Here is a 14371-nt window from a genome sequence, read left to right on the forward strand (position 1 = left end):
TACGCCAGCATTCTATTCAACCTTATCCATTAATGGACCAAGGTTGGACATGAATATTAGCTGGAGATTCTAGCATAGGTGACTATAAAAAATAATGCCGGGAGAAAAGCCTGGGGAATCAGTGAGAAAGTAAGGGGAAGCAAGTGCTCAATGGGCCAATATGAAAGAAGTAGTTGCCAGAATTGAAAAATAAAGGGGTTGCTTGTAAGTCAACCCCTAGATCCTAGATTGATCAGGCCTTCTGGATATTGGAGGCTTGTTTCCCCTTGGCTGTTTGAGTAATTTCAAATTGCACCCTGTCGTTTTCTTTCAGGCTTTTATAGCCGGGTGTCTGAATTTCCGAAAAATGCGCAAACAAGTCATCTCCGCCTTCATCTGGCGAGATAAATCCGAATCCTTTTGCATCATTGAACCATTTAACTGTACCAAGTGCCATGTCACATCTCCCAAATAAATGAATCTCTAAATAACAAGTCCAACTGTCACGATTGCATGCTAAAACAGTAGGTTTGCTATAGAAGATAAGAGATGGCTGAAAATACTGTAAGAACTTTCCGACAGAGGCATAAACACCAAGCGCCGCATATGCGGCGCTTGGTGTTCAAATAATAGTCGCTCAATGTACTATTTGGGACGCTTGGATTGAATTTCCTCAATCAGCCGTGCGGCTCTTTCCTTGCCACCCAGGCCAAATGCAATGGCCAGTGCCAGGAAAATAGCGCCAAAGACGATCACAAACAGTGCAGTCAGCAATTGAGTGCCGATATCGAGTTGTTCCAGCGCGACAAACAAGGCAAATATCTGAATGCCGTATTCCACGGTGGTGCTAACCCTGAGCGCACCGTCATATCGCATGCCGTGCAGCCAGGCAAACACTAGGCGATTGACGAAGCGTGCCAACAAAGTACCGAAAATCAGCACTAGGATGGCAACAATAATCTTGGGTAGGTAATTGGCCAGGTTATTGAGCATGTGGGCAACTTCAGTAAGCCCCAGCGTATTGGCGCCAGTGATGACAAACAACAGGATGACAAGCCAGTAAATGACCTGGCTGATGACACCACTCAATGTCAGGTCGAAGTCCCCGTGTTTGAGGAATGCTTCAAGGCCGGAGCGGTCGGCAAACTTATCAAACTGGGCTAGTTCCAGGATACGTTTAACGCCCAGGCATGCCACTTTGGCACAGACCCAGCCAAATGCCAGAATGACAGCGACAGCCAGCATTTTGGGGAAAAAGTTGGCTACCTGAGTCCAGAATTCATTGAGGGATGTGAGAAAAACATCAATCTGGTGTTGCATGTACACACTCCTTTTATATTTATTGATGACCTTTATGAACAAGGTCTCTTGGAACCAAAGCAGCGTTGCTTGACCGTTCAGGATTGGAGGGCTATTTTCGCGTAAATGCAGATTGTCCGCAAACAAAAAACCTCATTAACTTAACAATTAAAATTAGATTAAACTATTAACATTTTGATTGTAAATAATTTTAATTTTAAACTCTCCTGAGTTTGAGCCTGTAATATAGCCGGATCAGTAGCAGAATAAATAGGATCAAGGCATAGATCAGGGGTTGGGAAATATCCTTCTTCACTAGCCACAGATAATGCAGTACACCGAGGATGGCAACCGGATAAGCCAAAAGATGAAGGGTTTTCCACCGCCTTTTCAGCTTGCGTATCATGGCATCAGTGGAGGTAACAGCAAGCGGGATGCTGAGTATCAAAGCGAGAAAGCCGACCAGCACATAAGGGTGCTTGATGATATCAGCCCCGATACCCGCCCAGTCAAACCAGTGGTCCAGCCAGAGATAGGCCAGGAAATGCAGACAAGCGTAAAAGAACATGAACAAACCCAGCATACGGCGCAATGAAACCAGCCATCCCATATTAAACAGCAAGCGTAACGGCGTGACCGCAAGGCTGAGCAATAGAGCAACCAGCGCCCATGTGCCAGTGGAGTGCTCTATGAATTCAACAGGATTCGCCCCCAACTGATCGGTGAAGCCAAGCCAAAACAGCCTGATCAACGGTCCCAGCGCCAGCAAGAATATGCCGCGCTTTATCCAAGCTATGCTGGTTGGAGCCATCTAGAAATGCTTGCGCAAGTCCATACCCGCATATAGCTGGGCAACCTGGTCGGCATAGCCGTTGAACATCAGAGTAGGTGTTCGTCGTGAGAACACATTGCCACCGATGCGGCGCTCGCTGGCCTGCGACCAGCGTGGGTGGTCTACTGTTGGGTTCACATTGGCATAAAAACCATACTCCCTTGGTGCCGCCCTCATCCAGGTGGTTTGCGGCATTTTTTCCACGAAACGGATACGTACGATAGATTTTCCGCCCTTGAAACCATATTTCCAGGGCACGACCAGGCGCACCGGCGCACCATTCTGCGCAGGAAGTATTTCTCCATACAGCCCGACTGCCAGAATGGTGAGGGAATGCATGGCTTCATCCAGGCGCAAAGCTTCCACATAAGGCCAGTCGAGAATCGGCGCCCTAACACCTGGCATGGTCGCTGGGTCGGCTGCCGAGATCAACTCAACGAACTTGGCATTGCCTGTTGGCTGAGCCAGCTTGACAAGGCTGCTCAAGGGAATACCCACCCAGGGAATCACCATGGACCAGCCTTCCACGCAACGCATGCGGTAGATGCGTTCCTCCAGGGGAGCTAATTTCATGAGCTCCTCTATCCCGAGCTTGCGTGGCTTCAGAACTTCACCTTCAATCGAAACAGTCCATGGCGTGGTCTTGAACTGTCCGACATTCTCCGCCGGTTGCTCCTTGCCAGTGCCAAACTCGTAGAAGTTGTTATAAGTGGTGATGTCCCGGTAGGACGTTAATTTTTCTTCCTGGCCATAAGAAGATTTGCTGTAGTCCTGAATCTTGGTCTTGGGTTCTTCACCGAGGCTCAGGCCGCTCCAGGCCATCATGGTGCCCAGACCTGCAGCCTTGATAAGCGCGCGCCGTTTTCTGAATACTGTAGCTGGGGTAATTTCTGATGCGGTTATATCGGATGGCCTGCCTATCAACATGATGTGCCCTTTCATTCGGCTTCGTCTTCTAAACATATAACCGCGTTGGTTCGCCTTCTGCAGCGACCTGCCTTATTCCACGCTTGAATACAAAACCGTATTAGTGCGTAGAGCCACCGTGCCGGGCTAACATGAACCACCCATTAATGGCTTAACGCTGTGATAGGTTTTGCAGTTGCAAGTTCACTTCTGCCGCCAACTTTTCCGCACCAATAGCCTCGCAAATTTCGCGGGCCTGGTTGAGCGCATCCTGGGCCCTGTCTGATTGCTGCGCAGCAATGAAATTGAGGCCGAGATAATAATACCCCTTGGCAGCCCAATAACCGTCTCCGGCTTCCCCCGCCTTGCTGATCACCTTGTTAAGGTTTCTTTCGGCATTGGCGTAATCTCTGGCATTGATATAAAGATAGCCAAGTTCCAGCCCGGCATTGGCATAGCCATCAAAGTCACCGTCGCTTAGCTGCATCACTACAGCCTGCACCTGGTGGGCAATCGCGTCGTCATAAAGCCCCTGTTTTGCTTTGAGCTGGGCAAGGTGCTCTTTCGCATCGGCGCGCTCATTGTTATTGCCCGCAAGTTTGAGGGCGCTTTCATAATGTTGTTGCGCTTGCGGCAACTGGGCCTGCTGTATCAGCGCTTCACCAACTAGAAGATGCGCAATAACCTGAAATTTCAGGTTCTTTTCCTCGGTTGCAAGTTTCAGTGCCGCTTCATAGCTGGCTTGGGCTTGCGAGTATTGGCCCAATGCCTTGTAGGCATTGCCTTTGAATATATGCGTCACCAGGTTTTCATGAGGAGTGGTGGCCAAAGGCTCGGCTGCGGTAAAACTCTTGATGGCAGCCTCATTGCGCCCCAGGCTCAACTCCGCCCGGCCCTTGCACAATATGACATCACGCTGTGCCTGGTTTTGAGACAAGGCTTGCTCTGCCAGGCTCAAGGCTTTAGCCGTCTCATCTTCACCTAGTGCCTTAAGGCAGCCATCGGCAGGATTGGCGGCTGCATATGTCGCACTGCTTGCAAGCATTAGTGTAAAAAATAATCTAAAAAACAGCATACCTACTCCAAGTATTGGTTCCAATCATGCGCAGTAGCGCCACAGGCAAAAAACTCCGGGTTAAGAATAGTGTCCTTGCGGTTGTACTGCAAGGGCAGGCCATGCCTGTCGATCAACTGGCCTCCCGCCCGTTCTAACACACATTGTGCCGCCGCAGTGTCCCACTCGGAAGTTAGCCCCAGGCGCGGGTAAAGGTCGGCCTCGCCTGCTGCGACCAAACAAATCTTCAGTGAGCTGCCCATGTTGATGACACGCGGCTCGCCATGCTTTAGGCCTATATTCTGCAACATGGCCTGGATTTTCTTGCCAGGATGAGAGCGGCTGCATGCAACCGTAATCTGTTCCAGGTTCAACGGCCGAGCATGAATGCCCTGCGGCGCTGCATTGTCCTGTTGCTTGTAAGCGCCATGTTCATCACCGTAGTAACAAATACCCAGCGCCGGTGCATATACAACACCGAGCACAGCCTTTCCATGGTCGATGAGGGCGATATTGACGGTAAACTCATCATTGCGCTTCACGAACTCGCGCGTACCGTCCAGCGGGTCAACCAGCCAGTAGCGCTGCCATTGCTGCCGCTCGGTAAACGGGGCAAGCTCGCATTCCTCCGAAATCAGCGGCAATTCAGGGGATAAGCGCTTGAGCCCATCCCGGATGATGCGGTGCGCCGCAAGGTCTGCCTCCGTCAAAGGTGAATGGTCGCCCTTTTGTTGGACGGCAAAATCACTGCGGTATACCTGCATGATGGCATCGCCCGCCTCATGCGCCAGCCAGATCAGGAATTGCAGCGTGTCTGCGCTCATTCCGCAAGCAGGCCCAGCAATCCCGCTTCATCCAGGATACTCAGCCCAAGTTCCTGGGCCTTGTTGAGCTTGCTGCCCGCTTCGCTGCCCGCCACGACATAACTGGTTTTCTTGGAAACGCTGCCGCTTACCTTGCCGCCAGCCGCCTCGATGCGCTCCTTCGCTTCCTCCCGGGACATGGTAGGCAGGGTGCCGGTCAGCACGAATGTCTTGCCTTCAAGCTTGCCGGAACTGGCTGGCTGGCCCTCGCCCTCTTCCCATTGCACGCCTGCATCAATGAGTTTCCTGATCACTTCACGGTTATGTTCTTCAGCAAAAAATTCGGCAATCGAGCGTGCGACAACCGGGCCGACATCCGGCACCTGTTGCAGCGCTTCCGCATCGGCAGCCTGCAATGCTTCGAGCTTGCCGAAATAGCGCGCCAGATCCTTGGCTGTAGCTTCGCCGACATTGCGGATGCCCAGGGCATAGATGAACCTGTGCAAAGTGGCCTGCTTGCTTTTCTGCAGGGCATCCAGCAGGTTCTGTGCGGATTTCTCTGCCATGCGCTCAAGCCCAGCCAGCGTTGCAAGGTCCAGATGGTAGATATCCGCCAGGGTCGTGACCAATTGGCCGTCAACCAGCTGGTCGACGAGTTTTTCTCCCAGGCCTTCGATATCCATTGCCCGGCGCGAGGCAAAATGCAGCATCGCCTGCTTGCGCTGTGCCGCGCAAAACAGGCCGCCGGTGCAGCGCACGGCCACCTCTTCCGGCAGGCGTACCGCATGCGAGCCGCAGATCGGGCAAAGATGGCCGATAGCTTCCAGCAGAACATAGGCTTGGGAACCGGGCGGGCGGCGCTCCTTGATTACGGAGACTACTTCGGGAATGACATCCCCGGCACGGCGGACGATCACGGTGTCGCCGATACGCACATCCTTGCGGTCGATCTCGTCCTGGTTGTGCAGCGTGGCGTTAGTGACGGTGACCCCGCCCACGAATACCGGCTTCAGGCGGGCTACTGGCGTAATCGCCCCGGTGCGGCCCACTTGCACGTCGATATGCTCCAGCAGCGTCATTTCCTCTTGCGCCGGGAATTTGTGCGCGACCGCCCAATTGGGTTCGCGGGAACGGAAGCCTAGCTCGCGTTGCAAGCCCAGGCGGTTGACCTTGTATACCACGCCATCGATGTCGTACGGCAGCTGGTCGCGCTTGGCGGCAATGGCTTGATGGAAACTTGCCAAGGCTTCAGGCCCCAAGCCCACGGTGCGTTCTACGCAGACTGGGAAGCCGAAAGCATGCAGCGCATCCAGCACTTGCGCATGGGTGGGTGGCACGTTCCAGCCATTGGTTTCGCCCAGCCCATAGGCAAAAAATGATAGCGGCCGTTGCGCGGCAAGGCGCGGGTCGAGCTGGCGGATGCTGCCCGCGGCGCCATTGCGCGGGTTGACCAATGTAGGCTTGCCCTGCTCGCGCTGCCTGGCATTGTAGCGTTCGAAATCCGGGCGGCTCATGTACACTTCCCCGCGCACTTCAAGCACATCCGGTGCCGTGCCGTGTAGCTGCAAGGGTATCTGGCGTATGGTGCGGATGTTATGGGTAACGTCCTCCCCTACTTCGCCATCACCGCGCGTCGCGGCTTGCACCAGCAGGCCGTGCTCATAGCGTAAACTCAATGCGAGTCCGTCGAACTTCAGCTCCGCCGCATATTCGATCGGCGCATCCTCGGGCAGCAAGCCCAGCTTCTTGCGCACCCGGGCGTCGAAATTATGCGCTCCTTGCGGCGTGATATCGGTCTCGGTCTCGATTGACAGCATGGGAATGCGGTGGCGCACCGGCGTCAACTCACTCATGGGCGCGCCGCCAACGCGTTGGGTTGGCGAATCCGCAGTGATCAGTTCGGGGTTTGCCTCTTCCAATGCCTTGAGCTCGCGGAATACCCGGTCGTATTCGCTGTCCGGCACGCTGGGATCATCAAGCACATAGTATTCATGGTCGTAGCGGCGGAGCTTGGCGCGCAATGCATTTGCCTGCTCACTCAAGCCCGGCTGGGCTACAGGCCCGTTTACCTGAAACAGGCCGACCTGGATTTGCGTATCAGCCATGTCAGGAGAACAGGCGCAACGCGTAGGCTTCGCCAGGGGGGATGCCGCGAGAGAGCATTTTGTCGTGGATCAGCTTGATCTGTTGGCGGATTTTATCAATCTGCGCATCGTTGAGCTCGCGCTGCTTGTCGTCCACCAGGTGCGCACCCAGGCTGTGTTCCATCTGCCTTGCCAGCAATACCATGTGATTGTAGGCTTCGGCGTAGCTTTGCACCTTGGGGATATCCAGTTGGAAGGTCAGGCCACGAATCACGGATGTGCGCAGCATGTCAGGGGTGAACGGCTGCGGATCATGGTTGACGACGGAAAACAGCGCATATTTGCTGCCATCGGCATCGTCAACCAGGTAATGGTAGGCGCCATCTTCGCCAAGCGTCAGGCCGCCCGCTTCCGCCAGGCCACGCAGCTTGGTGCCGGTAAACGGGCCGCTCGCCCCTTGCGAGAGGTGGAAGCCCACCATCTGGTCGACCTCGATACAGAACTGGTCAAGCTCATTGGCATGCTGCAAGGGATTTTCCGCATGCAGCCATTCAACGCCCGCGCCCAGCGATTGGGCAAGCTCTTCCACGGCAAGGTGGAAACGCGACAAGGCGCCGGTTGAAACCGCGCCTGCACGGTCTGCCAGCTGCAGGCTGCAGATAGCGACGCTGAAGCTGGCGGATTCCTGCTCGCGCGTAAGCAGGTGCCAGCGATGGTCTCCGCCCAGGCCGTAGGCGTACACCGGTTTGTCGATATCGGTAATCGAAAGCAGGAATTCCCGCAAAGCCTGACCTGTGGCCGGTTGTGCGAGTGACAGCACGGCAATGAAATCGATCTCGGGATTGACTTCGGGCGGCAGGGTAATTGCAGTATGCTCAGAGGGCTGCGAGGCTAATTCCGGTTCCGGTTCTGCGGCTGCCTTTTCCTCCCAGGGCGGCAGTTCTTCATTCGTTTCCGCAACCTGCGATATTGGTTCCTCTGCCTCGAACTCGTCTACCGATTGCGTGGTTTCTTCCGGTTCGTAATGCTGCTGCTCATGGACGGCTTCGTATTCTTGCTGGTCGCTACTGGTAGGCTCAGGTTCAACCGGCTCAGTCTGGGGAGTATATTCGTCGGCATCTTTCACGGCATTGTGGTCGATGTGGAACTCTTCATTGCGGATTGCGCGGGCCTCTTCCATCAACGCATCGTAGCGCGGCTCATCAAAGCGGCTCGAAGTTTCCTGCTTGAACTTGCGCTCCTGCCACCAGTTGAAGGCAAGCACGGCGCCAATGATAAGTATGCCTAGCCCGAGTAAGGCCCAATGTAGATCAGTCATTATTTTATTACTCCACGCTTCTTGATCTGATAAATGATCTTGGTTGATTCGGGGATATTACCGATGCACCCGCAGGCGCCAACAGCAGAAAACCCATTATGCCACCTCGTGCATTTGCAGCGCCGCGGCAATATCCACCTCCACAATACGGGAGACGCCGGATTCCTGCATGGTAACGCCTATAAGCTGCTGAGCCATTTCCATGGTTATTTTATTATGGCTCACAAATAAAAATTGCGTGCGCTCCGACATTTTTTTCACCAGCGTGCAGAAACGCTCGGTATTGCTGTCGTCCAGTGGCGCATCGACCTCGTCCATGAGACAGAATGGCGCCGGATTGAGGCGGAACAAGGCAAACACTAGCGCTAGGGCCGTCAATGCCTTCTCGCCGCCGGATAGTAAGTGAATGGTACTGTTTTTCTTGCCCGGAGGCTGGGCAAACACCTGCATGCCGGTATCGAGGATTTCATCGCCCAGCATTTCCAGCTTGGCCTGCCCGCCACCAAAAAGCTCGGCAAACAGTTCGGCAAAATTACGGTTGGCCTCGTCATAGGTATGCTGCAAACGGCTGCGGGTTTCCCGGTCTATGCGCCTGATCGCATCTTCCAGCGTGGCGATGGCCTGTTCAAGGTCGGCAGACTGACTATCCAGGTAGAGTTTGCGTTCGCGTTCACCTTCCAGCTCCTGCAACGCAGCGAGATTGACAGCGCCCAATGCCTCGATTTCATTGCTCAGTGTTGCAATCCTGCGTTCTAGCTCGCTGGTTTTGGTGTTTACGGTGAGGCCTTGCACCAACACGCCCTCCTCTAGGCCGCATTCCTGCAAGTTTTGCTGGCATTGCTCAAAGTGCAGGCGCGCCTGTTGCTCGTTAAGGCGGGATTGTTCCAGCTTGTCGCGCAATGGATGCAAAGACTGCTCGTATTGCATGCGGGTACGCTCTTGCTGTTGCAAGGCATTTTCGCTTTCTGCCAACTGGTCGCGCGCCGCAGCAAGCGTGGCCTCGTGTTGCTGCTTGCGACCTATGGCGGTTTCCAGGCTGGCTTTCAAAGTTTCCGTTTCTGAGGCTTGCAGCAAAGCATGGGTTTCCTGGAGCCGTGCGGCAAGGCTTTGCCGCTCTTCCTCTATCGCAGCAAGACGGCTTTTGCTGTCGTCGATATTGTTAGCCAGCAGTTTGTGGTTGAACGTTTTCTCCTGCGCCTCGCGCTCGGCTTTTTGCCACGCCACGCGCACAAGGCCAAGCTCGGCTTCGGCAGCGTTGCGTTTGGCCTGGCTGGCTTGGCGCTCGGCCTGCAAGCTGGCCAGCGAATCTTTCAGGCGTTCCAGTCCCTGCTGTTGCTGTTGATGGGTTTGTTCAAGCTGGCTGCGGTTCCTGACCAGGTCGGCGATCTCAGTTTCCAGGGTTTGGCGGCGCTGGAGGAGATACTGGCGCTCCTGGGTAAGTTGCTGGATTTGCAGGCTACATTGGTGTTGGGCCTGGGCAGTGTTGCGTACTTGCTGCTGCAGTTGCTGTTGCTGCTGGCGCAGCTCCTGCTGCTTGAGGTCTGCCTCATGCAGCGCCTGCTTGCCTGCAGTCAATGTCTGGCGCAAATCAGGCAAAACGATATCCAGGGCATCCAGCTCGCGCTGGCGCTCCAGAACGCCATGCAGCTCCGAGTTTTGTGCGTAAAAGCTGATGCTGTACCGGGTGTAAATATCGCCCGCCGCAGTCACCACGCTCTGGCCGCTTGCCAGCGACATGCGCATGGATTCAGCCTCTTCCGCCGTTTCTGCAATCAATACATTATCCAGCCAGTCGGCGACCAATCCTTGCAATGCCGGGTCTTGCACGCCTACCACGGCGCCCAGGTTTTTACCTTTGGTAGCAGCGTTATCTTCAGGAAAAGCTAATACCAGCGCCGCTGGCGGGCGTTGTGTGCCGGTAAATTCCGCGCCGGCGATGATGGCATTGAGGCGCGCGCCCAGCACCGCTTCAAGTGCGGTTTCCCATCCCGGGGCAATCTTGATCTTTTGCCATAGGCGCTCGCTGTTATGCAAGCCGTGATCGTGCAGCCAGTTTTCCAACTGGCCTTCTTTCCCCAGCCCGCCTTGTATCTTGCGCAATGAGGCAGCCTCGGCTTCTGCCTGCGCCAGTTTGCGCTCATGTTGCAACACTTGCTCGCGTAAGGTGCGAATTTGCTCAGCCTGTTGCTGCTCCTGCTCCCTCAGCTGCTGTAGCTGTTGTTCGCTCTCAGCCTGCTTTGCCGCCCCCATGTTGAACTCGGCTTCTAACGCACGCAGTTTCGCTTCATCCGGCATGTTGAGATTGCCGGCCTCCTGCTGTAAACGCTGCAAGCGTTGACTGGCATCAGCCAGATTGCGTTCTGCATACTTGAGATTGGTTTCTTCAAGGCGGATAGCCTGCTCGGCCTCGTGCAAGGCACGCTGGGCAACGGAATGAATATGCAGTGCAGATTGAAAGGCCCGCTCCATTTCAGGCAGCTTCTGCTTTAATGCCTGTAATTCGACGCCTGCTTCGGTTTCTTCATGGCTGGCAGCTTCCTGTTGCTCGAGCAGGTCCTGTAGTTTCTGGCTGAACTCCCGGCTTTGCAGGTCCAGCTTCTGTGATTGCGCTTCTATTTGCTGCAACTGTGCCTGCAGGCGCGCGCGGGCCTCCTGGGTGTGGCGCAGTTGCTGTTCCTGGTTGGAGACTTCGGCATTCGCTTCGTAATAGGCTGCCTGCGCCGTTTGCAGCCGGGTTGAGGCTTCATGCTGTTGCTGGCGCAGCGATTCCACTCCGCTTTCGCTTTGGCGCAAGGCGGCCATTTGCGATTCCAGCTCTACACTCAGGCGGTTCACCGTAGTCTGCGCCTTTTCCCACTGGCTGCTGGCATCGCGTTTCTTCAGCAACCAAAGTTGGCCCTGCGAGAGCTTGAGGCTTTCCTGCAAGCCTTGATATTGTAGGGTAACGGCTGCCTGCGCTTCCAGGCGCGTGATCTGCTTGTCCATTTCCTGGCGGATATCCTCCACCCGTGTCAGGTTCTCCCGCGTATCGCGCAAGCGAGATTCAGTCTCGCGCCGGCGCTCTTTGTATTTGGAAATGCCCGCAGCCTCTTCCAGGAACACGCGCATTTCCTCCGGCCGCGCTTCGACGATCCTGGATATCGTGTTCTGGCCGATGATCGCATAAGCGCGTCCGCCCAGGCCAGTGCCGAGAAACAGGTCGGCCACGTCGCGGCGGCGCACTGCCGTATTGTTGATGAAGTAGCTGGAGCCCTTCTCCCGCTCGATCACGCGCTTGACGGAGATTTCGGCATATTGCGACCACTCGCCTCCCGCCCCGCCCAAGCTGTTGTCGAAAATCAGTTCCACGCTAGCGCGGGAGGCCAGCTTGCGGTTGCCCGAGCCGTTGAAGATCACGTCGGCCATCGACTCGCTGCGCATTTCCTTGGCGCTGGACTCGCCGAGCACCCAGCGAATGGACTCCATGACATTGGACTTGCCGCAGCCGTTGGGGCCCACCACGCCTACGCGCTGGCCATGGATATGCAGAGTGGTGGGATCGACGAAGGATTTAAAACCGGCAAGCTTTAGGTGAGTCAGGCGCAATTGGAGGTGGTCTTGGCTATAATGACACTTTTTTGATAATCCGATTTATACGGTAGCCCTTATGTCTAGTCAACCCAGCAAAGCTTTGGAAACCTTCGAAAACCCTAATCCCGGCCGCGATTTTCACATTCATATGGAAATTCCCGAATTCACCTGTCTGTGCCCAAAAACCGGCCAGCCGGATTTTGCCGTGCTTTACCTGGATTACATCCCAGACCAACAATGCGTGGAGCTGAAGAGCCTCAAGCTATATATCTGGTCTTTCCGCGATGAGGGCTGTTTTCATGAGGCGGTGACCAACCGTATTCTGGACGACCTGGTTGCCGCAACCGATCCCAAGTTCATGCGCTTGACCGCCAAGTTCTATGTGCGCGGCGGCATTTTCACCAATGTGGTCGCCGAGCACCGCAAACCGGGCTGGCAACCGCAACCTCGCATTGAACTGGCTGAATTTGCTTCTCAATCCAATATCCGCGGTTAAGCGGATCATCCAGCGGAGGTCGCCACCATGACCCGTTTGTTAACGCATAGTCGTGCTTCCCTGTGGGCCATAGCGCGCAACTTTGGCCCATATGCACCTTTGCTGGTCATGAGCCTGGTCAGCCTTGTCATTTTCAGCCTCTCGCGTGCAGGATTGGTGGCATGGCAATATGAGCGCGTAGGCGCAGTTTCAAACTGGCAGGAAATCATGCTCAACGGCTTGCGTGTTGATAGCATCCAGATCGGTCTGATGTGGCTGCCGCCATTGCTGTTGGTCCCCTTGCTGGCTATTTCCAGATTTTGGCGGGTGTGGCGTGGTTTCACTTATTTCTGGGTGGTGCTTTGCACCAGCCTGGTGATTTTGCTGGAGCTCGCAACGCCCGGCTTCATTGCCGAATATGACGCAAGGCCTAATCGCCTGTTCGTGGAATATCTCAAATATCCCCATGAAGTATTGTCCATGCTGTGGGGCGGCTTCCGCGGACATCTGTTTGCAGGAGTAATTGGCACTTTGCTGGCTACGCTGGCCATGGGTTGGTTGATGCGTCCCTGGCTCAAGCAGGAGCAGCGCTGGACCAATTGGGCGACCTGGCTGACCTGGCCCTTGATTTTCCTCGCCGCCGCTTTGGTGATACGAGGTACCGTCAGCCATCGTCCTGCCAACCCGGCCATGTTCTCCCGCACCACGGATTCCATGGTCAATAGCCTTATTCTAAATTCCTCCTGGTCGTTGATTCATGCGGTTTACAGCCTCAAACATGAGAGCAATTCCAGTGAGATGTATGGCACCCTTCCCGATGAGGAAATCTATCGCATTGTGCAGGAAACCCGGACCAGGTTTGACGCAGGCTTCAACCCGGTTCCCAATGCCGACATCCCTACCCTGAGCCAGTTAATACCGACACGCGTACGGGAGCGTCCGCTTAACTTGGTCATTATTCTTGAGGAAAGCCTGGGCGCCACATTCGTCAAGTCGCTTGGCGGTGTTCCTGTTACCCCCAACCTTGAAAAACTCAAGGAGCAAGGCTGGTGGTTTGAGCAAATGTACGCCACTGGTACGCGCTCCGTGCGCGGGATAGAAGCCGTGGTTACCGGCTTCCAGCCGACTCCTGCGCAAAGCGTGGTGAAGCTCTCGCTTTCCCAGCGCAACTTTTTCACACTGGCTTCCCTGCTCGAGCAAAAAGGCTACAGTACCGAGTTCATCTATGGTGGTGAATCGCATTTCGACAATATGGTCGGCTTCTTCATGGGCAATGGCTTCCAGCGCGAACAGGATGATGATAGTTACGACAATCCCGTTTTTGTGGGAAGCTGGGGCGTATCTGATGAAGACCTGTTCAACAAGGCGCATGAGGAAATTTCTGCCAGCCATGCCAGCGGCAGGCCTTTCTTCACCTTGGTGTTCACGTCATCCAACCATGCGCCGTTTGAATTCCCGGATGGCCGCATAGCGCTTCATGACCCGGTCAAGGCAACCGATAACAATGCGGTCAAGTATGCTGATTACGCCCTGGGTCAGTTCTTCGAAAAGGCCCAGCAAAGTGATTACTGGAAAGATACGCTATTCATTGTTGTGGCTGATCATGACATTCGTGTGCATGGCCATGATATGGTGCCAATCAATCATTTCCATATCCCGGCATTGATTCTGGGCGCCGACATTGAGCCACGTAAAATCAAGACCATTGCCAGCCAGATTGATTTGCCGGTAACAGCACTCTCGCTCATGGGGATTGAAGCGCAGCATCCAATGACCGGGCGCGACTTGAGCCGTGGCGATGACAGCGAGGATGGCCGCGCGATGATGCAGTTTGAGAACAACTTTGCCTGGATGGAGGGCAATCAGGTTGTGGTATTACGCCCAGGGAAAGAGCCTGCGTATGGCACATGGAACCTTCCACACAAGAAATTCAGCCTGGCATCGCCACCAGAAAACAGCAAGGACTTTGAATCGCGTGCACTGGCCAACTCTCTCTTGCCATCACTGCTTTACCGTGAACGCCGCTATCACGTGCTGCCCGCGGAATAATA

Annotated in this window: 11 protein-coding genes; 2 read left to right on the forward strand and 9 right to left on the reverse strand. The window is 54.8% G+C overall.

Annotation, left to right across the window (positions count from 1 at the left end; genetic code table 11):
- Positions 1-232: 232 nt before the first annotated feature.
- The 9 genes from LG198_RS03570 to smc all read right to left on the reverse strand — a co-directional run bounded on the left by LG198_RS03570 (position 233) and on the right by smc (position 11860).
- Positions 233-436: a cold-shock protein gene (locus tag LG198_RS03570; RefSeq protein ID WP_230341782.1), complete on the reverse strand. Its 204-nt coding sequence runs from the start codon at positions 434-436 to the stop codon at positions 233-235.
- Between the two features lie 188 nt (positions 437-624).
- A complete protein-coding gene (locus tag LG198_RS03575; protein WP_230341783.1) occupies positions 625-1299 on the reverse strand; it encodes a mechanosensitive ion channel family protein in 675 nt (224 codons plus the stop codon).
- 196 nt (positions 1300-1495) lie between these two features.
- Positions 1496-2089 carry a protein-methionine-sulfoxide reductase heme-binding subunit MsrQ gene (locus LG198_RS03580; RefSeq protein WP_230341784.1) on the reverse strand — a complete coding sequence of 198 codons (594 nt, stop codon included), beginning with the start codon at positions 2087-2089 and terminating at the stop codon, positions 1496-1498.
- Positions 2090-3052 (reverse strand): protein-methionine-sulfoxide reductase catalytic subunit MsrP, encoded by a 963-nt coding sequence (msrP, locus tag LG198_RS03585; RefSeq protein WP_407659127.1) that lies wholly within the window; start codon positions 3050-3052, stop codon positions 2090-2092.
- Between the two features lie 136 nt (positions 3053-3188).
- Positions 3189-4091 carry a tetratricopeptide repeat protein gene (locus LG198_RS03590; RefSeq protein ID WP_230341785.1) on the reverse strand — a complete coding sequence of 301 codons (903 nt, stop codon included), beginning with the start codon at positions 4089-4091 and terminating at the stop codon, positions 3189-3191.
- 2 nt (positions 4092-4093) lie between these two features.
- On the reverse strand, positions 4094-4894 hold the full coding sequence (cysQ, locus tag LG198_RS03595) for a 3'(2'),5'-bisphosphate nucleotidase CysQ (protein ID WP_230341786.1): 801 nt from the start codon (positions 4892-4894) through the stop codon (positions 4094-4096).
- A complete protein-coding gene (ligA, locus tag LG198_RS03600; protein ID WP_230341787.1) occupies positions 4891-6978 on the reverse strand; it encodes an NAD-dependent DNA ligase LigA in 2088 nt (695 codons plus the stop codon). Before ligA ends, cysQ begins: the two co-directional genes overlap by 4 nt.
- 1 nt (position 6979) lies before the next feature.
- Positions 6980-8275, reverse strand: coding sequence for a cell division protein ZipA C-terminal FtsZ-binding domain-containing protein (locus tag LG198_RS03605; RefSeq protein ID WP_230341788.1), 1296 nt, complete (start codon positions 8273-8275; stop codon positions 6980-6982).
- 96 nt (positions 8276-8371) lie between these two features.
- Positions 8372-11860 (reverse strand): chromosome segregation protein SMC, encoded by a 3489-nt coding sequence (gene smc, locus LG198_RS03610; RefSeq protein WP_230341789.1) that lies wholly within the window; start codon positions 11858-11860, stop codon positions 8372-8374.
- Between the two features lie 61 nt (positions 11861-11921).
- On the opposite strand from smc, the gene queF reads away from it, so the two are divergent.
- The gene (gene queF / locus LG198_RS03615) at positions 11922-12341 is read left to right on the forward strand and encodes a preQ(1) synthase (RefSeq protein WP_230341790.1); all 420 of its coding nucleotides are present in this window, start codon (positions 11922-11924) and stop codon (positions 12339-12341) included.
- Positions 12342-12368: 27 nt separating this feature from the next.
- Positions 12369-14369 (forward strand): LTA synthase family protein, encoded by a 2001-nt coding sequence (locus LG198_RS03620; RefSeq protein WP_230341791.1) that lies wholly within the window; start codon positions 12369-12371, stop codon positions 14367-14369.
- The last annotated feature ends 2 nt before the right edge of the window (positions 14370-14371 follow it).

Origin of the sequence: Methylobacillus arboreus, from assembly GCF_020532725.1 — a bacterium.
GTDB lineage: Bacteria > Pseudomonadota > Gammaproteobacteria > Burkholderiales > Methylophilaceae > Methylobacillus > Methylobacillus arboreus.

Excerpts from the sequence above, each read along its gene's own strand:
- LG198_RS03620 (WP_230341791.1), top strand. The coding sequence starts at position 12,369 with ATGACCCGTTTGTTAACGCATAGTCGTGCTTCCCTGTGGGCCATAGCG.
- ligA (WP_230341787.1), bottom strand. The coding sequence starts at position 6,978 with ATGGCTGATACGCAAATCCAGGTCGGCCTGTTTCAGGTAAACGGGCCT.
- LG198_RS03575 (WP_230341783.1), bottom strand. The coding sequence starts at position 1,299 with ATGCAACACCAGATTGATGTTTTTCTCACATCCCTCAATGAATTCTGG.
- LG198_RS03590 (WP_230341785.1), bottom strand. The coding sequence starts at position 4,091 with ATGCTGTTTTTTAGATTATTTTTTACACTAATGCTTGCAAGCAGTGCG.
- cysQ (WP_230341786.1), bottom strand. The coding sequence starts at position 4,894 with ATGAGCGCAGACACGCTGCAATTCCTGATCTGGCTGGCGCATGAGGCG.
- LG198_RS03605 (WP_230341788.1), bottom strand. The coding sequence starts at position 8,275 with ATGACTGATCTACATTGGGCCTTACTCGGGCTAGGCATACTTATCATT.
- LG198_RS03570 (WP_230341782.1), bottom strand. The coding sequence starts at position 436 with ATGGCACTTGGTACAGTTAAATGGTTCAATGATGCAAAAGGATTCGGA.
- LG198_RS03580 (WP_230341784.1), bottom strand. The coding sequence starts at position 2,089 with ATGGCTCCAACCAGCATAGCTTGGATAAAGCGCGGCATATTCTTGCTG.
- queF (WP_230341790.1), top strand. The coding sequence starts at position 11,922 with ATGTCTAGTCAACCCAGCAAAGCTTTGGAAACCTTCGAAAACCCTAAT.
- msrP (WP_407659127.1), bottom strand. The coding sequence starts at position 3,052 with ATGAAAGGGCACATCATGTTGATAGGCAGGCCATCCGATATAACCGCA.